An 18,032-nucleotide genomic window follows, 5' to 3' on the forward strand; every position below is an offset into this window, starting at 1 on the left:
TTTTAATTCTTCAATCAATCAAATTACTACATATCCTAATTAACTCCAATTATTTTTTTATTTAATATATCTTCTATATCTTTTAATAATTCTTCTTGTGTCATTGTTATTGAAAGTTTTAAATTTTCTTTAGAAGTTTTTATTAAAACTATCTCTTGCCCTTCTCTGATTTCTGCTGATGTAACAGGCATGCCTGTGTTTTTATCAAAAGTCATAATTAAGTCTGGAAATGTTGCTATTCTATTATTCTCTTTTTCTATTGTCATATATTCATTCCAAAAAGTTACCTCATAACCATTTACAATCAATTTACCTACATCAAATCCACCTGTAGTTTCTAACTCTAAAATTTCTATTGTTCCTTCTGAAACTACATCTCCATTCAAAAATTCGACAACGTTGTTTATTGCTTTATCTTTTGATATTTCTAAACCTAAGTAAAACTCTCTACCCAAATCTATTGCATGGCTTATACCTCCTATAGCAGCATTTTCTTTTACAACAGATGCTTTTACAGGATTTCTAGCTACAGCAACTAAACCTTCTGCTGCTACAGCACACTGTCTAACAAGTCCTGCTGTCTTATTTAAAGAACCCTCTACAAATCCCTCTATATGATTATCAAGTTCTGGATTTCCACCAGACACAGCTTGATAAGACTTATATGTTTTATCTCTATGTAATCCAAGGCTCCCCATCAGGCCTGTTGGATGGGCTCTACCATTGCAAGGTGCATCTATTAGTGGTATTGTAAGTACAGAAGACTGAAGCCATCCATTTATTGTTGCACATCCTCCATTTTCATTTGTAATAATACCTTGTATATCTAATCCTAGTTTATCAATAAATATCTTGACTGTATTTATATAATCATCATTATCAGCATACTTGAGTGGTGCTGCTGGAGCTCCTACTGCTGATACATTTAAGACAATTGCATCATCATGTAATTCATCTATACTTATTAGATTTGGAAATCCATGTTGTAAGGCATATTCCCCCATCTCTCTTCCACTTTCCTTTGCACCACCACCTCCTCCACCTAAAATTGTACCTCCTATTAAAGCATATTCTAATATTTCCTTAGTTAATTTCATATTAAATATCTCCTTTATTAGTTAGATTATGTAAATGTATTAGTAAATATTTACATAACTTTATGCCATATTATAGTTTATTATACAAGCTTTGTATTATAATGTATAATATATAATTAATTATCAAATTTATATAATTCAAGTTATATTAAAAGAGGTGTATTTTATATTATGGATTTATTGCATCTTAAGTATTTTCAAACTGTCGCTAGAATGGAACACATAACAAAAGCATCACAAAAACTAAATATAGCACAACCAGCTTTAAGTAAAACCATATCTTCTTTAGAAAAAGAACTTGGAGTTCAGTTGTTTGATAGAAAAGGAAGATATATTGTACTAAATGAGTATGGTAGATTATTTCTAAAAAGGGTGGATAGTATTTTAGATTTAGTAGAAATGTCAAAAAAAGAATTACAAGATATTTCCTTAGAAAACTCTGGTGAAGTAAAAATATTAGCTACAGCAGCTGCTAATGTATTACCACCACTTTTGAGCAACTTTAGAAAACTATATCCTAATATTACCTTTAATGTTTCACATACTCTACCATCGTCTTATAAGAAAAGTGATTTTGATTTGTATATATCTTCTTCATTTACAAAATTAAACTCAGAAAATAATATAACATTAACCTGTGAGGAAATATTATTAGGAGTTTCAATAAACCACTCTCTATCTTTAAAAGATGAGGTTTATCTAAATGAAGTTTCAGATGAAAATTTTATAGTTATAACTAAAGGTGAGAATTACAGAGAAATAATAGATATATTATGTGAATCAGCTAATTTCAAGCCCAAAATAGCCTTTGAATCCGATTCTCCATATACAATCTATGCTCTTATAAAATCACTTCAAGGAGTTGGATTTATATGTGGAAAATCATGGGGCTTATCTCGAGACCCTGAAATTAAACTATTACATATAAAAGATATTGAATTTAAAAGATATTTAAATCTTTCATGGTTTAGTGAGAATTATGCATCTAAAGCAGTCTTATTATTCAAAGACTTTCTTATAAACTATTTCAAAAACCTTTAAACCAAAGCTGGTATTATTAAAGAGGATATATCAAACAGAGTTAATAACTTTATCTTTAGCGTTTGACATATCCTCCTATTTTTATTTTTTATCAAAATTGTACCTTAACATATAATGTAAAATTATATATTGTAACTATTTTTTCTGTCTTTTAAGTATGGAATATCGTTCCTATATTTTTCTATTTCATCTAGGTCAATCTCTGCTAATATATATTTTTCTCTATATGTATCTAATTGACTTATTATAGTTCCTCTAGGATTGCATATTTTACTCTTTCCAAACAGTATCAAATTAGGGTCATTACTTACTAAATTTACTCCTACTGTATACACAGTATTTTCTAAAGCTCTTTGAGATACGTTTAAATCCCACATATCTTCATCTTGTATTCTCCATGCAGAAGGTATAAATATTATTTCAGAGCCTTTTAATGTCAATTCTCTAGCCACTTCTGGGAATCCTGCATCATAGCATATCATTACACCAAATTTACCAAAATCAGCATCATATACATCTACTTTTTCCCCTGCTTTAAAGTATACTGCTTCTAATGACCATAGGTGATTTTTACAGTATTCTCCCATCATATTACCTTGTCTATCGAATATAACAGCTGAGTTGAAAACATGTGTAGAGTCCTTTTCTAAAGTTCCATATGGAGATATTAGGTATACATTATTTCTTTTAGCTGCTTCTGACATTGATTCTTCTATGTATTTGTTATGTTCTCTTATTAGGTCTAATGTTTTAATTCCACCTAAATATTCTAAGTTATATCCTGTAGCAAATAATTCTGGCAAACAAATAATATCTGCACCTTGATTTCCCAAATCATCTATCATCTCTACTGCTTTTTCTATATTTTTTTTAACATCTCCAAGTACACTATGCTGTTGAATTATACCTATTTTCACTTTACGACTCATACAAATTCCCCCTTTATTTATCCTTACTTCCAAAACATTTCATTAGTATATAATAAAGAATCATACTTACTACAATTCCATTTATTGGTGGTATTAAGAAACTTATTTTTGAAGTATAATATGATGCTGCAAAACCAATTAACCAACTTATTACTGCAATCCAATTTATTCCTTCTCTGTGTTTATAAGTTCTTCCTTGTATAAAATAATATTCACACCACATAATTCCTGCTATAGCTGGAACTGCTATTCCTAAGAAAGATAAGAACGATTGGAATTTGAATATTATACCAGTAGCTGCTATTGTTGTACCTATTAGACCTGCAACTAAAGTTAATACATTTCTCTTTACATTTGGAAAAATAGTTTTTAGTGCCAATCCACCAGAATAGGCATTTGATACATTGGTTGACCAAGATGCAAGTATTAAAATAACAAATGCTATCCATCCAAATCCTAAATTAGCCAATACTTCTGTTATATCCCAAGTAGGAGCACCCATAGACATTACACCTGCTGCAACTTGTTGGAACAATGAAATAATACCTAATCCTAAAAAACCAATTATCCAAATATCTTTTACTCCCCTTGTATATCTTAATTGGTCAGGTGATATAATCGCACCGACTATGATAAGACCAACAACCATATTTAATCCTTCAACCATGCTCATTGTTGTTTGAGGAGTGTAATTGTAGATAGCTTCAACTCCATAAGTAGAAAAAGCTTTAAAAACTCCCCAAGCCATTAATATTATAAGTGGTGGTATAACTAAGTAATTAAACTTAGCCATTGCCTTAAAACCATACAAAGCGAAAACTACCATTAATAATCCAAGTATAACTGTGACTAGAGTTAAGTTTACACTTGGAAATATTTTTTGTACTGATAATCCCGCAACTCCTGCTTGTACACCAAACCAACCAAAGCTAGTTATTCCAAGCAATAGAGATATTAGATATTTTCCACCTATCTCTCCAAATGCCCCCTTAGCTAATACATATGTATTTAACCCTTCTTTACAACCAATATAACCTTGTATCATAATAATTGCGACTAATATTAAGTTCCCTATAATTGATGTAATAATCATATTGGAAAGAGTCATTCCTAAAATTAAGGTTCCTCCAACCATTAATTCTGATATGGCTATATTAGAGCCAAGCATATTAAATAATGGAGCTAACCATCCAACTCTTTCCTCTTTTGGAACTGGATTTAAAACTAATTCTTCTCTCTCTTGCAAGATTATCCCTCCCTTTCTTTGTAAAAGAATCTTTTCTACTTTTTTCTACATTTTTTTCACCCTTGATAGTTTTTTTTCTTTCTATAATTATAATTCTACTCTACAAAAAAGTATAATATATAGTTTATTATCAATTTGATATAATTTAAGTTATAGATAGATAAATAGTCTAAAATTATTATTTAAATTTAGACTATTCACACATATTTTAAATTTATTTCAGTTTTATTAGAATTATACTTATTTTATTAAAATTTTATAGTGTATAATTTATTCCCAAATATTTTTTATGAGGCTTATAAATACTTCAATTTTCACCTATTCTAACTTATTTTTAGTGAATTTATTACAACTTTACTAATCAAATTTAGTCTAAATTTTCTGATTATTATTATAAAAATAGTTTTTAAAACAAAATTTACTTAAAAACGAATTCATGATAAAATTTTAAAATACAGTATTTTTATTATATTGAATATGAATACAAAGGAGGATGTGTAAGATTATGGCTAGAAGACCAAAGATAAAGATAACTTTAATGGATAAAAAAGAAAAAGGTGCTTGCCACTATGGGCATAAAATTGGTGATTTATTTGAACTTAGTATTTACTTTTTATTCAAAAGGGGAGTCGCCTATTTTTTAGTACGCCCCCCCTTTATATATTTCAATTGTAGAAAAGATTATCAAAAATCATATTCATAATTTTACTTATACTACCCCAATTGCAGCTAATATTATACAAATAATCATAACTGAAATTAATATCGTAGTTGTCTTGACTTTTTTTCCTAATAACCAATACATAATTCCAAATATCATAGCTGGAAGCATACATGGCATTATTTGGTCTAAGTAAGTTTGAATAGGCTCTGCCCATTCTCCACTTCCTACATTAACACTAAGTTTTAGTATTACATTAGAGGCGGTCATCCCTCCAATTACCATAAGTCCTAGCATTGATGCTGCTTCCATAACTTTTGAGACTATATTTGAACCACTTACATCTTTAAAAAATTGAGTTCCATACTTAAATCCTTTATCTAAACATATATAACGAATAATAAAGTGAGGAATATTTATTATTAGAAGGAATAAAATTGGACCCATTATATTCCCCTGAGAAGCTAAAGCTATACCAACTCCAGCTGCTATAAGCTTTAATGTTCCCCAGAAAAATGAATCTCCTATTCCAGAAACTGGACCCATTAAACTTGATTTAACAGCATTTATACTCTTTGCATCAAACTCTTCATTCTTTGCATTTTCTTCTTCCATAGCTCCAGATATACCAACTAAAAGAGTACTTATATGAGGTGTAACTGACATAAATTCAAGATGTCTTTTTAAAGCTTGAGATTTTTTTTCTTTATCATTTTTATATAATCTACGGATTATTGGTGCCATCGTATATGCATATGCTATATTTTGCATACGTTCATAGTTCCAAGATGAATCTAATGTTAAAGACCTTCTAAAACATTTCCAAAAGTCTTTTCTTGTTATTTTGCTATCTGACGAAATTGTTTCTAATTTCTTAGAATTCGTTGTCATCTACTACTACCTCCTTTTCTCCTAAAAAGTTAACATATATTAAAGCTACTGCTAATCCAAATAATGCAACTCCTGTTACTGTTATTTTTAAATAAGCAACCATTATAAAACCTAATAATAGGAATGCTATCGTTTTCTTATTAAGCATCATTCTAGCTAACATGGCAAAACCTATTGCTGGTATCACGCCTGCTGCAACATCCATACCATGAATTACATATGATGGTATAAATGAAAGTATTTTTTCTATTACTGGAACACCTAATGAGAATCCTGTACCTACTATTATTGCTAGTATTAATTTATTGCCTATACCAAATAATAATTGTATACGTTCTACGCCTTCAATGTTACCATCTTCTGCATAACGGTCAGCAAGATGAGCTCCCCATGTAAGTACTACTGTCATTAAGAAGTTGTCTATAAGTAATACTAAAGTTGCTATAGGAACTGCAAGTACAACTGCTGCTGATACATCTTGACCAGTTAATATTACAAATGCTGTAGCAATAATAGAACCAGATACAAAGTCAGGAGGATTACTTGCTCCAACTGGGAATGCACCCATAAATACTAGTTCTAATGTTGACCCTATTATTATACCTGTACGTAAATCTCCTAGTGCTAAACCAACAAGTGGTGCAACAACTATAGGTCTATTATGCATTGTAGAACCTACAAAACAATGCATATATGCAAAGAATGCAATTAGAGTTATTAGAATAACTTGTGTAAATTCCATTTTTATCCCCCCTAAAATTATATTAGTTTCATTACATTTGTAGCATCATCATCAGGAACTAATTGTACGAATACATTTACACCTTCTGAATCTAATTCTTTAATCATGTTTATATCATCCTTTGATACATGAACTGCTTTAGATATATTTTCACGATTATCATCTGATTTTGTTCCACCAAGGTTTATTGATTTAATAGATTTAACTTCTTTAGATAGTCTATAAACATCTTCTACAGATTCACAAAGTATCAAAAGATTGTATTTATCAGTTACACCTGAATTAAGTGCTTTTATAGAATCTGCTATACTTTTCATTACAAGTTTGACATTAGATGGCTTAGCCATTTTAAGCCCTGCCATTCTTAAATCATCCTTTAATAGTTCATCACTTGCTATTAATATACAATCTGTATTTAAAAACTTTGTCCATGTAAATGCTACTTGTCCATGTATAAGTCTGTGGTCTACCCTTACTAATTTAATCATTATAATTCCTCCCTAATTTTTTTTATTTCATCCATAAATGTTTTTACATGTTCTGCACTAACATCTCCAAAGTCTTGGTAATTATCTTTGAAGTAACTTCCTATTATTGCCATATCCCCTATCTCAAGCTGCTTTTTTGCATTTTCTAATGTAACTCCAGCTGCAATAACTAAAGGGAAATCTCCTACATTTTTGCGGAATAATTCTATTTTTTCCATTGATGTTTCTTGCCCTGTAGCATTTTCTGTAACTGCTATAGCATCACATCTTGTCATTCCTATCTTTAAATCTTCTTCAACAGTATTTTCTGATAAAACTGGTTGATACTTAAAACGTACCCCTCCAATTAAATAAGCTTGACATTTTGAGCGGTGTAATTTGAAAAATTCTTCTAAAGTAGCCTCATCTCTAGGTTTGACATGACCTACTACAGAGTCAACTTGTACATAGCTTGCATTATATCTTGTTGCTAGTTCAAATCCCATAGTATCAACATTTAAGCAATTTACTCCATATGGTATTGACAAATTAGATTTAGATACATATTCAAGTATTCTTTCTAAATCATAGTAATTGCCATAGTAATTTTCTAACATTATTCCATCTACACCATTTGCTTCTAAGATACTAATTTCTTTTTTAGCTCTTTCAAAAATATCATCTGAAGTATCTCCCTTTAGGTGTATCATTGCTATAATTGGCTTTTTGTTTTTAAAAACTGATAATATTCCCTTATTGTCCATAAACTAAAATACCTCTTCTTCTTCATTTATTTGTAATGTTACATTTTGTATTCCCATTCTAGATTCTTTTGCTAACTGTTCTGCATCTTCAGTTGTTAATTTATCAGAAAATCTTGTAAGAAGCTCTAATACCATATTTAAATTCATTCCTGAAAATAACTTAACATTATGTAACTTAGTTAACCTTAACATAGCAGTACATACACTTGCTCCGTATAAATCAGATAAAATTATATATTCACATTCTTTATCTTCTACTATTGTTTTTTCTAACTCTAAAGCAAAATCTGAAGCGCTTTGTCCAGGATATAAACTGTATGAATTAACGCAATTTGCTAAATCTCCTACTATCATTTTTACTGAATCTAAAAGCCCTTTTGAAAAGTCTCCATGAGACGCTAATATTATTTTTCTCATATTTATTCCTCTCCTAAGTGTAAATTATATTTCTGCTGATACTGCATATTTATACTTATCACTTCTTATAAATTGTTCATTGTAATATAAAACATCATTATTCTCTGTATATACTAATTGTCTTACTTTTAATAATGCCATATTGCTTGCACATTTAAGGTGGTCAGAATATTCTTTGTTTGAGTGTTTTACTTCAAATATATTTTCCACACGATTAGGTAGTGTACTTATATTATTAGATATAACTTCCATTAAAGACTTATCTTCCAGCTCTTCTTTTAATAAAAACATGTAATCTATTCTAAAGTAATCAACTTCAAAAATAACAGGTACTTCATCTATTAATCGAAGTCTTTTAATACATATTATCTTCTCTTCTAGTTCAATATTTAAAGCTTCAGCCACCTGCTTATCAGCTTTTTTTATCAAAATAGAGATTATCTTAGTACTTGGTTTTGCATTAATACGATGACAAGAATTAGTAAAACTATTTCCTGCACATGTTGCTTCTATTCTCTCTGGAATAGTTACATAAGTTCCTTTTCCACGCTTTTTACATAATATATCTTCTTTTACAAGTTCATTAAGCGCATTTCTCACAGTTATACGACTTATATTAAACTCCTTACATAGGTCTACTTCAGATGGAAGTTTATCTCCTGGCTTATATATACCAGCTGCTATTTGTTTTTTTATGTTGTCATATAGTTGTTGATACAAAGGAATAAATGAATTTACCTCTAAGTCCATTTCTTTTTTTTGCTTTTTTTCATCCATTTTACTCACCCCCTCATGTAGCATTTTTATAACATTATATAACAAGTTCTTTATTACATATTATAACAACTTGAAATCGGTGTCAATTTATTTTTAAATAATTTTTAATTTGGTAATTTTTTAATTTTTTTGTCTAATATAGTATTTTATTGTTTGTAGTATCAGGTAGGGATAGTTTGGATTATTAATCTAACAGAATTCTTTTTTAGAATTGTGTAAATAATAATTAATGTTACTTTTAATTGACAATTATTACTTTAAATAGTACAAAAAAAAGACGTCACCCTATTTTTAGTGCGACAGTCTTTTATATATTATTTCTTATTCATATATTATTCTTTATCTTTTATATCAACTTTTATACTTAATTCATCCAATTGCTCATCATCTGCTACTGTAGGAGCATTTGTCATAGGACAAACAGCATTTTGATTTTTAGGGAATGCAATAACTTCTCTTATATTTTCAGCTCCTGCAAGCAACATAACAAGTCTATCAAGCCCAAAAGCTAGACCAGCATGAGGAGGAGTTCCATATTTGAATGCTTCTAATAAGTAACCAAACTTCTCATTAGCTCTTTCTTCTGTAAACCCAAGTGCCTTAAACATTCTTGATTGAACATCTGAATTTGATATTCTAACACTTCCTCCACCTATTTCATATCCATTTAATACAATGTCATAAGCTTTAGCTCTTAAAGATGCTTTATCTCCATCTTCTAGTTTATCTAAATCTTCATCCATAGGTGATGTAAATGGGTGATGCATTGCTGCAAACTTACCTGTTTCTTCATCTTCTTCAAAAACAGGGAATTCAGTTACCCATAATAAATTATATACATTCTTATCTAATATATTAAGTCTATTTGCCACTTCAAGTCTAACTTGTCCTAAAGCATCAAATACTACTGAGTTTTTATCAGCTACAAATAAAAGTAAATCTCCTGCTTCTGCATTCATTCTTGTAAGTATAGCATTCATTTCATCTTCGCTAAAGAATTTTGCTATTGGAGAAGTTACTCCATCTTGACCTACTTTCATCCAAGCAAGCCCTTTTGCTCTATATGTTTTAGCATGTTCTTCTAATGATGATATTTGTTTTCTAGTAAAATCGTCAGCTTTTCCTTTTACATTTATACCTCTAACGCTTTTTCCTGGTTGTGTAGCATCAGCAAACACCTTAAATCCACAATTACAAACGACATCAGATATATCTGTTAGTTCATAACCAAATCTAGTGTCTGGTTTGTCTGAACCATATCTAGCCATAGCTTCTGCATAAGTCATTTTAGGAAGTGGAAGTGTCAATTCTACATTTAAAACTTCTTTAAATATAACTTCAAGTAATCCTTCAATCATACTCATAACATCTTCTTGTTCAACAAAAGACATTTCACAGTCTATTTGTGTAAATTCTGGTTGTCTATCAGCTCTTAGGTCTTCATCTCTAAAACACTTAACTATTTGGAAATATCTATCCATACCACTTACCATTAATAATTGTTTGTATAATTGTGGTGATTGTGGTAATGCATAAAATTTACCTGGATTAACTCTACTTGGTACAAGATAATCCCTTGCTCCTTCTGGTGTTGGAGCAATTAAAAATGGTGTTTCTATTTCACAAAATCTATTATTTGATAAGTAATTTCTTGTAATATTCATTACTTTATGTCTTAACTTTAAATTTCTTTGCATAGATGATTTTCTCAAGTCTAAGTATCTATATTTTAGTCTTAGTGCTTCTGAAACATCATCATCATCTTTTATATAAATAGGTGGAGTTTCTGATTTATTTAAAAGTCTAAGTTCAGTTGCAAATATCTCTATGTCCCCAGTTGGCATGTTAGGGTTTTTAGACTGTCTTTCGCATACTTTTCCTTTTACTGCTATTACAAACTCAGCACCTAATTTTTCAGCTTTTTCAAAAGCTTCTTTATCTACATCTGTATCAAAAACTATTTGGCATAATCCACTTGTATCTCTTAAATCAACAAATACAAGTCCTCCTAAGTTTCTTTTTTTCTGTACCCATCCCATAAGTACAACTTCTTCATTTATGTTTTTTTCTCTCAACTCTCCACAGTAGTGAGTTCTCTTTAAACCCTTTAAAGTTTCCAAGATACTACCTCCATTTTATTTAATTTTAATGCTATATATTTATCTAATACACAAAACATCATACTTTCTTATTTTACAGCTTTTGCTTTAATTCTTCAACTAATGTACTTAATTTTACAGTAGTTTGCTCTGATGTTTTCATATTTTTTAATGTTGCAGTGTCATTTTTTAGCTCGTCATCACCAATTACTATTGTAAATTTTGAATTTATTTTATCTGAATACTTAAATTGTGCTTTTACACTTCTTTCTATATGGTCTTTATCCGCACTTATATGATTTTGTCTTAAATCTTTCAACAATTTAAAGCTTCTTGTATTTGCTTCTTCACCTATAGTTACTATAAATATGTCTGTAGATTGAGGGTTTTCTATTTCAATTCCATTACCTTCAAGTGTAAGTAAAAGTCTTTCAATCCCTAGTCCAAATCCAATTCCACTTATACCTTTTGGACCACCTAGTTGTTCAACAAGACCATCATATCTGCCTCCACCACATACAGTACTTTGAGCACCTATATCATTAGATATAATTTCAAAAGCAGTTTTTCTATAGTAATCTAACCCTCTAACTATTGTTTTATCAATTACAAAGTTTATATTCATTTCCTTTAAGTATTCTTGAAGTTTATCAAAGTGAACTTTACAATCATCACACAAATGGTCTGCAATAAATGGTATATCTTTGATATTTTCTTTACATGTAGGGTTTTTACAGTCTATAACCCTCATTGGATTTTTTTCTCTTCTCTCATTACAAGTTTCACATAATATATCTGCTTTTGAATCAAGATATTCTTTTAATAAAGCATTGTACTCTTTTCTACAAACTGGACAACCCACTGAATTTATACTCACTACCAAATCATTTAATCCAACTTCATTAAAAAATTGAACAGCTAGTGCTATTATTTCAGCATCCATTGAAGGAGTATCACTTCCAAGTGCTTCTATACCAAATTGATGAAATTGTCTCTGTCTACCAGCTTGTGGTCTTTCGTATCTAAAACAAGGTGTAACATAAAATAATTTTGTTGGTTGAGTATCTGCATATAATTTATTCTCTATAAATGCTCTTACTACACCAGCTGTACCTTCTGGCTTTAGAGTAATTTCTCTATCCCCTTTATCTTTAAAAGAATACATTTCTTTTTGAACTATATCTGTAGTATCTCCAACACTTCTCTTAAAAAGTTCTGTATGTTCAAATATAGGAGTTACCATTTCCTCATACCCATATAAAGCACATATTTCTCTAAATTTATTTTCTACATAACGCCATTTATAAGCCTCTTTTGGAGTTATGTCTTTAGTTCCTCTAGGAGCTTTAGTCAACATTTTTATATACCTCTTCTTTCTTCCTTTTTATCATTTCATCTACTCTATCAATGTATTGTTCAACATTCTTTACATTTTCTACTCTTTCAATTCTATCTTCATCTACATAGACAAATTTTGATATAGCACCTGCACCCAAGGCATAGTTGCTTTGTTTTTCCTCCATAATTTGTATATTGTAAATACACTCATATCCTTCTTTAGCATAACCTATATTTTCTAAGTTACCTAGCATATGTTTTTGTCTGTACATATAATATGGATTAAGTCCCATATCCTTGGCATATTTCATTGATAAATCTATCATTTTTATCATTTCTTCATACTGAGTTAAATGTTCTTTGTACTTATCCATATTTATATTTAGGTTAGAAGCTCTTTTTATAGCTAATGTATGAACTGTAAGACTTTCAGGAGAAAGCTTTTTTATTTCCTCTAATGTATTTCTTACCATGTCTAAGTCTTCATCTATAAGACCTAAAATTATATCCATATTTATATTGTCAAATCCCATATTTCGAGCCATATTAAAACATTCTACTAAATCAGAAACTTTATGTTCTCTTCCAATTTTAACTAAAGTATCATCATTCATAGTTTGAGGATTTATACTAATTCTACTTACATTGTGTTTTTTTAATACACTTAATTTTTCTTTGGTAATAGTATCTGGTCTACCTGCTTCTACCGTAAATTCTTTAATTTTGCTTAAGTCCAATTCTCTAAAGAGAGCACTTATAAGTAAATCCAATTCTTCCTCATCCAATGTAGTAGGAGTTCCACCACCGATATATAGAGTTTCAATTTCTTTATTAGTATCCTCAATAACTTTGGAAAACCCTTTAATTTCTTCAATCAATTTATAGATATATTCTCTTTTTAAATGGCCAAATTGCTTTAACGAGTTTGAAGGAAATGAACAGTATACACATCTAGTTGGGCAGAATGGAATACTTACATAAAGAGAAATTTTATTTTTGTCTATCGGATACATAAATAAGCGTTCTCTTTTAGCTATTTCAAGAGCTAAATCTATTTTCTCATCCATTATAAAATAGTTCTCTTTTAGAATAGTTCTTATACTATCATCATCTAGTTTTTCATCCATCAGATTGTGGACAATTTTGACTGGTCTGATACCAGTCAAAATGCCCCATGGAACATAAGAATTAAATATTTGTTTAAGTACTATAAACATACTTTTTTTAATACTTTCTTTGCATAATTTTCTAATCTTTCTCTTACTTTCACTGTCTAGTCTATCTAAAAACTCTTCAATCGTATTATTATTACAAAATCCATTTAAAAACTCCGTATTTATATCTTTGATATTTTGTATTGATTCATACTTTAAGTTACCACCTTCATAATATTCAGTAATTGAAAGTAAAGTATCATTTTCACAAATCAATCTATTTATTAAATATCTTGACTCTATACTATTGCTACAATCAGCAAAGTCATTAAATTTAAATTCACTAGTAAACAATTTTATAAGTTCTGCTACTTCATACTTATAATCATGTCCTTTTAAAAAAACATCCAACATCAACTTAACTCCTTCTATTTAAACACTAGAAGAACCCCATCACTGATACATTTATTAAATATTTGATACTATTTTTAAATATTAATATAAAATTACATGTAAGGATTTGTCTTCTTTTCAACACCTAGAGTACTAGTTGGCCCATGACCAGGATATACTCTAACAGCATCTTCATATTTACATAATTTTTTAAGTGATTTCTCCATTTGGTGGAAATCTCCACTATATAAATCAGTTCTACCAATACTTCCAGCAAACAAAGTATCTCCTGTGAACATGTCATCTTCAACTCTTATACACATACATCCTTGTGTATGACCTGGTGTATGCAAGAAAGTCATTTTTAATTCACCAAGTTCCATTTTATCTTTATCATTTACATATATATCTGCATCAAATTCTTGTGCGCCACATCTCATTGTGTAACTTAAGTTTTTATTTTTATCATTTAATAATTCTTTTTCATCAGTATGTGCAACTACCTTAGCACCAGTCTTATCTTTAATATCTTTAACATACCCTATATGGTCACCATGTCCATGAGTAAGAATTATATATTCAACATTCAATCCATTTTCTTTGACAAAGCTTAATGTATCTACTAAACTTCCTCCTGGGTCTATAACTGCACATTTTTTAGTTTTTTCATCACCTAACACATAAGTGTTTACTCCAAAATAACTGTCTACAAATTTTTTTATAACCATTAAAGTTTTCCCCCTTAAAAAGATTTACTTGAGTCTAATAGTATTGTTACTGGTCCATCATTAGTTAATTCTACCATCATATGAGCTGCAAATTGACCTGTACCTACTGTTACACCTTTATCTTTGGCTTTTTTTACAAATTCTTCATACAAATCATTTGCAAGTTCTGGTCTAGCTGCGTTACTAAATCCAGGTCTTCTTCCTTTTCTACAGTCTCCATATAAAGTAAATTGAGATACTACTAAAAGTTCTCCACCTATGTCCATTAGAGATAAATTCATCTTATCATTTTCATCTTCAAAAATTCTTAGGTTTAATATTTTATCAATCATGTAGTCTACATCACTTGATTTATCATCATGAGTCACTCCCAACAGTACTAGTAACCCCTTATTTACTTGACCTATAATGTTTTCATCTACTGTAACTTTAGATGAAGATACTCTTTGTACTACTGCTCTCATATTTTCCTCCCTATTATTTTAACTCTAATTTGTCATTCTATAAATACTTTCTACACCAGGAATTGCTTTTAATTTTTTCATTAGAATTTTCAATTCCTCAGTGTCATTAACTTCTACAAGTAGATTTATACTTACAATACTATCTTTTCCTTTTCTTGCATTTATTCCATTTAAGCTAAGTTTATCCATTGCAACAATATGAGTTATTTCATTAACAATTCCTCTTCTGTCGACAGCCTTTATTTGAATCTCTGCTTCAAACTTGCCTTTACCTGCTGAACTCCATGACACTTCCACTAATCTATTTTGGAAGAAGTCTCCATTGTTATTTGCATTTGGGCAATCCGCTCTGTGTATAGCTACACCTCTACCTTTAGTGATATATCCTACAATCTCATCTCCTGGAAGTGGATTACAACATTTAGCAAACCTTACTAAGATATTATCAAGTCCTTTTACTACAATACCTTGTGATGAATTTTTCTTTCTCTTTTTGCTGTATTCTGTTTCGCTCATATTGTGTTTATTTAAATCTTCTTCTTGCATCTGTTGTTCTTTTTTTACTTTTTTAATTTCTTTTAAATACAAGTCTTTTACTTTAGATACAACTTGAGATGACATTATACCACCATAACCCACAGTGGCAACTAAGTCTTCAACACTTGGCTGATTAAACTTCTTGGCAACTAATGCCATGTATTTTTCAACAAGAGGGTCTTTCTGTGGTATATCATGTTTCTTAAACTCTCTTTCTAATATGGTATTCCCACGGTCAACATTTTCTTCTCTTCTTTCTTTTTTGAAAAATTGTCTAATTCTACTTTTTGCATTTGGTGTTTTTACTATGTTAAGCCAGTCTCTACTTGGACCATTAGAATTAGATGATGTAAGTACTTCAACAATGTTACCATTTTGAAGCTTATAATCAATAGGTACTATTCTTCCATCAATTTTTGCTCCAACACATTTATTTCCTACATTTGTATGGACTCTATAGGCAAAATCTATAGGAGTTGATTCTGCTGGTAATTCAATTACATCTCCTCGTGGAGTAAATACATAAACCTGACTATTAAATACATCTTCTTTAAGTGCATCCATAAATTCTTGTGGGTCTTTTAAATCTTTTTCCCACTCCATCATTTGTCTTAACCACTGAAGTTTTTCTTCAACTTTTACTTCTTTGCCAGAAATACCTTCTTTATATTTCCAGTGTGCTGCAATACCATTTTCTGCTATATTATGCATTTCATGAGTCCTTATTTGTATCTCTAAAGGCTCTCCATCAGGCCCTACAACAGTAGTGTGTAATGATTGGTACATATTTGGCTTTGGCATTGCTATATAGTCTTTAAATCTGCCTGGGATAGGTCTCCATAATGTATGAACTATACCAAGTACAGCATAACAGTCTTTTACATTATCTACCAGTATTCTTACAGCCGTTAAATCAAAAATTTCTTCAAAAGTCTTGTGTTTTTTCTGCATCTTTCTATAAATACTGTAAAAATGCTTCGGTCTACCATATACATCACATGGTATACTTAAATCTTTAAACTTATCTTTAAGAAGCTCAACAATCCCTTGTATATAGTCTTCTCTTTGACTTCTCTTCATTGACACTCTATCAACTAATTCATAGTACCCTTCTGGGTCCATAAACCTTAATGCTCTGTCTTCTAATTCCCACTTTATCTTAGATATACCTAATCTGTGGGCTATACCTCCATAAATCTCTAAAGTTTCTTTTGCTTTATACTTTGCTTTTTCTGGAGGCATGTATTTTAACGTTCTCATATTATGCAATCTATCAGCAAGCTTTATAAGTATAACCCTTATATCTTTTGCCATTGCTAGAAACATTTTTCTTAAATTTTCAGATTGAGTTTCTTCTTTTGAACGATATTTTATCTGACCAAGTTTTGTTACTCCATCAACTAAATCCGCTACTTCTTTTCCAAATTCTTTTGTTATGTCTTCATAGGTATATTCTGTATCTTCTACAACATCGTGAAGCAAACCTGCTGTTATAGTTTCAATATCTAATTCCATCTCTATTAAAATATTTGCCACTGCCAATGGATGAATAAAGTATGGTTCCCCAGATTTTCTATATTGTCCATCATGCGCTTTTTTTGCAAGATTGTAGGCTTTTTCAACCTTTTCAAAATTTGCATTAGGTGCATAAACTTTTATCTTTTCAATTATTTCTTGTAATTCTTTATCATGCATATAACCACCTATTTTGTATAAAATTTTAATATATATGAAAATAGTTGGTGCTATACCAACTATTGTAAAAGTACTAGTATTTTATAAGAGAATTAACATCATAGTTAGATAACTTTTCTCTCCCATTTAAGAATTCTAGCTCAATTAAAAATTGCATAGAAACTACTTCTCCACCTAATTTTTCTACAAGCTTAGCAGCAGCTTCCATAGTTCCACCAGTAGCCAATAAATCGTCTACTATTGCCACTTTTTGACCTTTTTTAATTGCATCTTTATGTATTTCTAAAGTATCCGTACCATACTCTAATCCATACTCATAACTCTCAACTTCTCCTGGTAACTTTCCAGGTTTTCTAATTGGAACAAATCCTACTCCTAGTGCATATGCTACAGGTGTACCCATCAAAAATCCTCTTGCTTCTGGACCTACTACTAAATCCACACCCTTGCTTTTCAATTCTTCAGCCATAGAATCTACTGCATATTTAAATGCCTCGCCGTCTTTAAATAGAGTTGTAACATCTTTAAAATCTATACCTGGCTTTGGGAAATCATCAATATTCCTTATAAAGTTTTTTAAATCCATGGGAAA

General features: G+C 30.0%; 18 protein-coding genes. 2 read left to right on the top strand and 16 right to left on the bottom strand.

Annotated elements, in window-relative coordinates; translation table 11 throughout:
• Window positions 1–35: 35 nt before the first annotated feature.
• Window positions 36–1,097 carry a DUF917 family protein gene (locus tag IC175_RS03720; protein ID WP_227851120.1) on the bottom strand — a complete coding sequence of 354 codons (1,062 nt, stop codon included), beginning with the start codon at window positions 1,095–1,097 and terminating at the stop codon, window positions 36–38.
• A gap of 171 nt (window positions 1,098–1,268) precedes the next feature.
• On the opposite strand from IC175_RS03720, the gene IC175_RS03725 reads away from it, so the two are divergent.
• Complete coding sequence (locus tag IC175_RS03725) at window positions 1,269–2,138, top strand: LysR family transcriptional regulator (RefSeq protein ID WP_227482138.1); 870 nt, start codon at window positions 1,269–1,271, stop codon at window positions 2,136–2,138.
• Window positions 2,139–2,260: 122 nt separating this feature from the next.
• On the opposite strand, the gene IC175_RS03730 is transcribed toward IC175_RS03725, so the two are convergent.
• Both IC175_RS03730 and IC175_RS03735 read right to left on the bottom strand, forming a co-directional pair.
• On the bottom strand, window positions 2,261–3,067 hold the full coding sequence (locus IC175_RS03730) for a nitrilase-related carbon-nitrogen hydrolase (protein WP_227824271.1): 807 nt from the start codon (window positions 3,065–3,067) through the stop codon (window positions 2,261–2,263).
• 13 nt (window positions 3,068–3,080) lie between these two features.
• The gene (locus tag IC175_RS03735) at window positions 3,081–4,313 is read right to left on the bottom strand and encodes a cytosine permease (protein WP_227434502.1); all 1,233 of its coding nucleotides are present in this window, start codon (window positions 4,311–4,313) and stop codon (window positions 3,081–3,083) included.
• Between the two features lie 505 nt (window positions 4,314–4,818).
• On the opposite strand from IC175_RS03735, the gene IC175_RS03740 reads away from it, so the two are divergent.
• Entirely contained in the window at window positions 4,819–5,016 is a 198-nt protein-coding gene (locus tag IC175_RS03740) for a hypothetical protein (protein ID WP_227835721.1), read from the top strand.
• A gap of 6 nt (window positions 5,017–5,022) precedes the next feature.
• Here IC175_RS03740 and IC175_RS03745 read toward each other — a convergent pair whose 3' ends face one another.
• The 13 genes from IC175_RS03745 to IC175_RS03805 all read right to left on the bottom strand — a co-directional run bounded on the left by IC175_RS03745 (window position 5,023) and on the right by IC175_RS03805 (window position 18,026).
• Window positions 5,023–5,865 carry a PTS system mannose/fructose/sorbose family transporter subunit IID gene (locus IC175_RS03745; protein WP_227851121.1) on the bottom strand — a complete coding sequence of 281 codons (843 nt, stop codon included), beginning with the start codon at window positions 5,863–5,865 and terminating at the stop codon, window positions 5,023–5,025.
• On the bottom strand, window positions 5,849–6,607 hold the full coding sequence (locus tag IC175_RS03750; RefSeq protein WP_227482135.1) for a PTS mannose/fructose/sorbose/N-acetylgalactosamine transporter subunit IIC: 759 nt from the start codon (window positions 6,605–6,607) through the stop codon (window positions 5,849–5,851). The genes IC175_RS03745 and IC175_RS03750 overlap by 17 nt, the downstream gene beginning before the upstream one ends.
• A gap of 17 nt (window positions 6,608–6,624) precedes the next feature.
• The gene (locus tag IC175_RS03755) at window positions 6,625–7,095 is read right to left on the bottom strand and encodes a PTS sugar transporter subunit IIB (RefSeq protein ID WP_227434498.1); all 471 of its coding nucleotides are present in this window, start codon (window positions 7,093–7,095) and stop codon (window positions 6,625–6,627) included.
• Window positions 7,095–7,838 carry a BtpA/SgcQ family protein gene (locus IC175_RS03760; protein ID WP_227434497.1) on the bottom strand — a complete coding sequence of 248 codons (744 nt, stop codon included), beginning with the start codon at window positions 7,836–7,838 and terminating at the stop codon, window positions 7,095–7,097. Before IC175_RS03760 ends, IC175_RS03755 begins: the two co-directional genes overlap by 1 nt.
• Before the next feature lie 3 nt (window positions 7,839–7,841).
• The gene (locus IC175_RS03765; protein WP_227434496.1) at window positions 7,842–8,255 is read right to left on the bottom strand and encodes a PTS sugar transporter subunit IIA; all 414 of its coding nucleotides are present in this window, start codon (window positions 8,253–8,255) and stop codon (window positions 7,842–7,844) included.
• A 24-nt stretch (window positions 8,256–8,279) separates the two neighbouring features.
• Window positions 8,280–9,032: a GntR family transcriptional regulator gene (locus IC175_RS03770; RefSeq protein WP_227434495.1), complete on the bottom strand. Its 753-nt coding sequence runs from the start codon at window positions 9,030–9,032 to the stop codon at window positions 8,280–8,282.
• A gap of 332 nt (window positions 9,033–9,364) precedes the next feature.
• The gene (gene aspS / locus IC175_RS03775) at window positions 9,365–11,152 is read right to left on the bottom strand and encodes an aspartate--tRNA ligase (protein ID WP_227434494.1); all 1,788 of its coding nucleotides are present in this window, start codon (window positions 11,150–11,152) and stop codon (window positions 9,365–9,367) included.
• A gap of 73 nt (window positions 11,153–11,225) precedes the next feature.
• On the bottom strand, window positions 11,226–12,488 hold the full coding sequence (gene hisS, locus IC175_RS03780) for a histidine--tRNA ligase (RefSeq protein WP_227434493.1): 1,263 nt from the start codon (window positions 12,486–12,488) through the stop codon (window positions 11,226–11,228).
• Window positions 12,478–14,037, bottom strand: coding sequence for a coproporphyrinogen III oxidase (locus IC175_RS03785; protein ID WP_227851122.1), 1,560 nt, complete (start codon window positions 14,035–14,037; stop codon window positions 12,478–12,480). The genes hisS and IC175_RS03785 overlap by 11 nt, the downstream gene beginning before the upstream one ends.
• 92 nt (window positions 14,038–14,129) lie before the next feature.
• Complete coding sequence (locus IC175_RS03790) at window positions 14,130–14,744, bottom strand: MBL fold metallo-hydrolase (protein WP_227434491.1); 615 nt, start codon at window positions 14,742–14,744, stop codon at window positions 14,130–14,132.
• A 14-nt stretch (window positions 14,745–14,758) separates the two neighbouring features.
• Window positions 14,759–15,208 carry a D-aminoacyl-tRNA deacylase gene (gene dtd, locus IC175_RS03795; protein WP_227434490.1) on the bottom strand — a complete coding sequence of 150 codons (450 nt, stop codon included), beginning with the start codon at window positions 15,206–15,208 and terminating at the stop codon, window positions 14,759–14,761.
• Between the two features lie 24 nt (window positions 15,209–15,232).
• Entirely contained in the window at window positions 15,233–17,440 is a 2,208-nt protein-coding gene (locus tag IC175_RS03800) for a RelA/SpoT family protein (protein WP_227434489.1), read from the bottom strand.
• Between the two features lie 73 nt (window positions 17,441–17,513).
• A complete protein-coding gene (locus IC175_RS03805) occupies window positions 17,514–18,026 on the bottom strand; it encodes an adenine phosphoribosyltransferase (RefSeq protein ID WP_227434488.1) in 513 nt (170 codons plus the stop codon).
• Window positions 18,027–18,032 lie beyond the last annotated feature (6 nt).

It is taken from the genome of Clostridioides sp. ES-S-0123-01, from assembly GCF_020658415.1.
Taxonomy (GTDB): Bacteria; Bacillota; Clostridia; order Peptostreptococcales; family Peptostreptococcaceae; genus Clostridioides.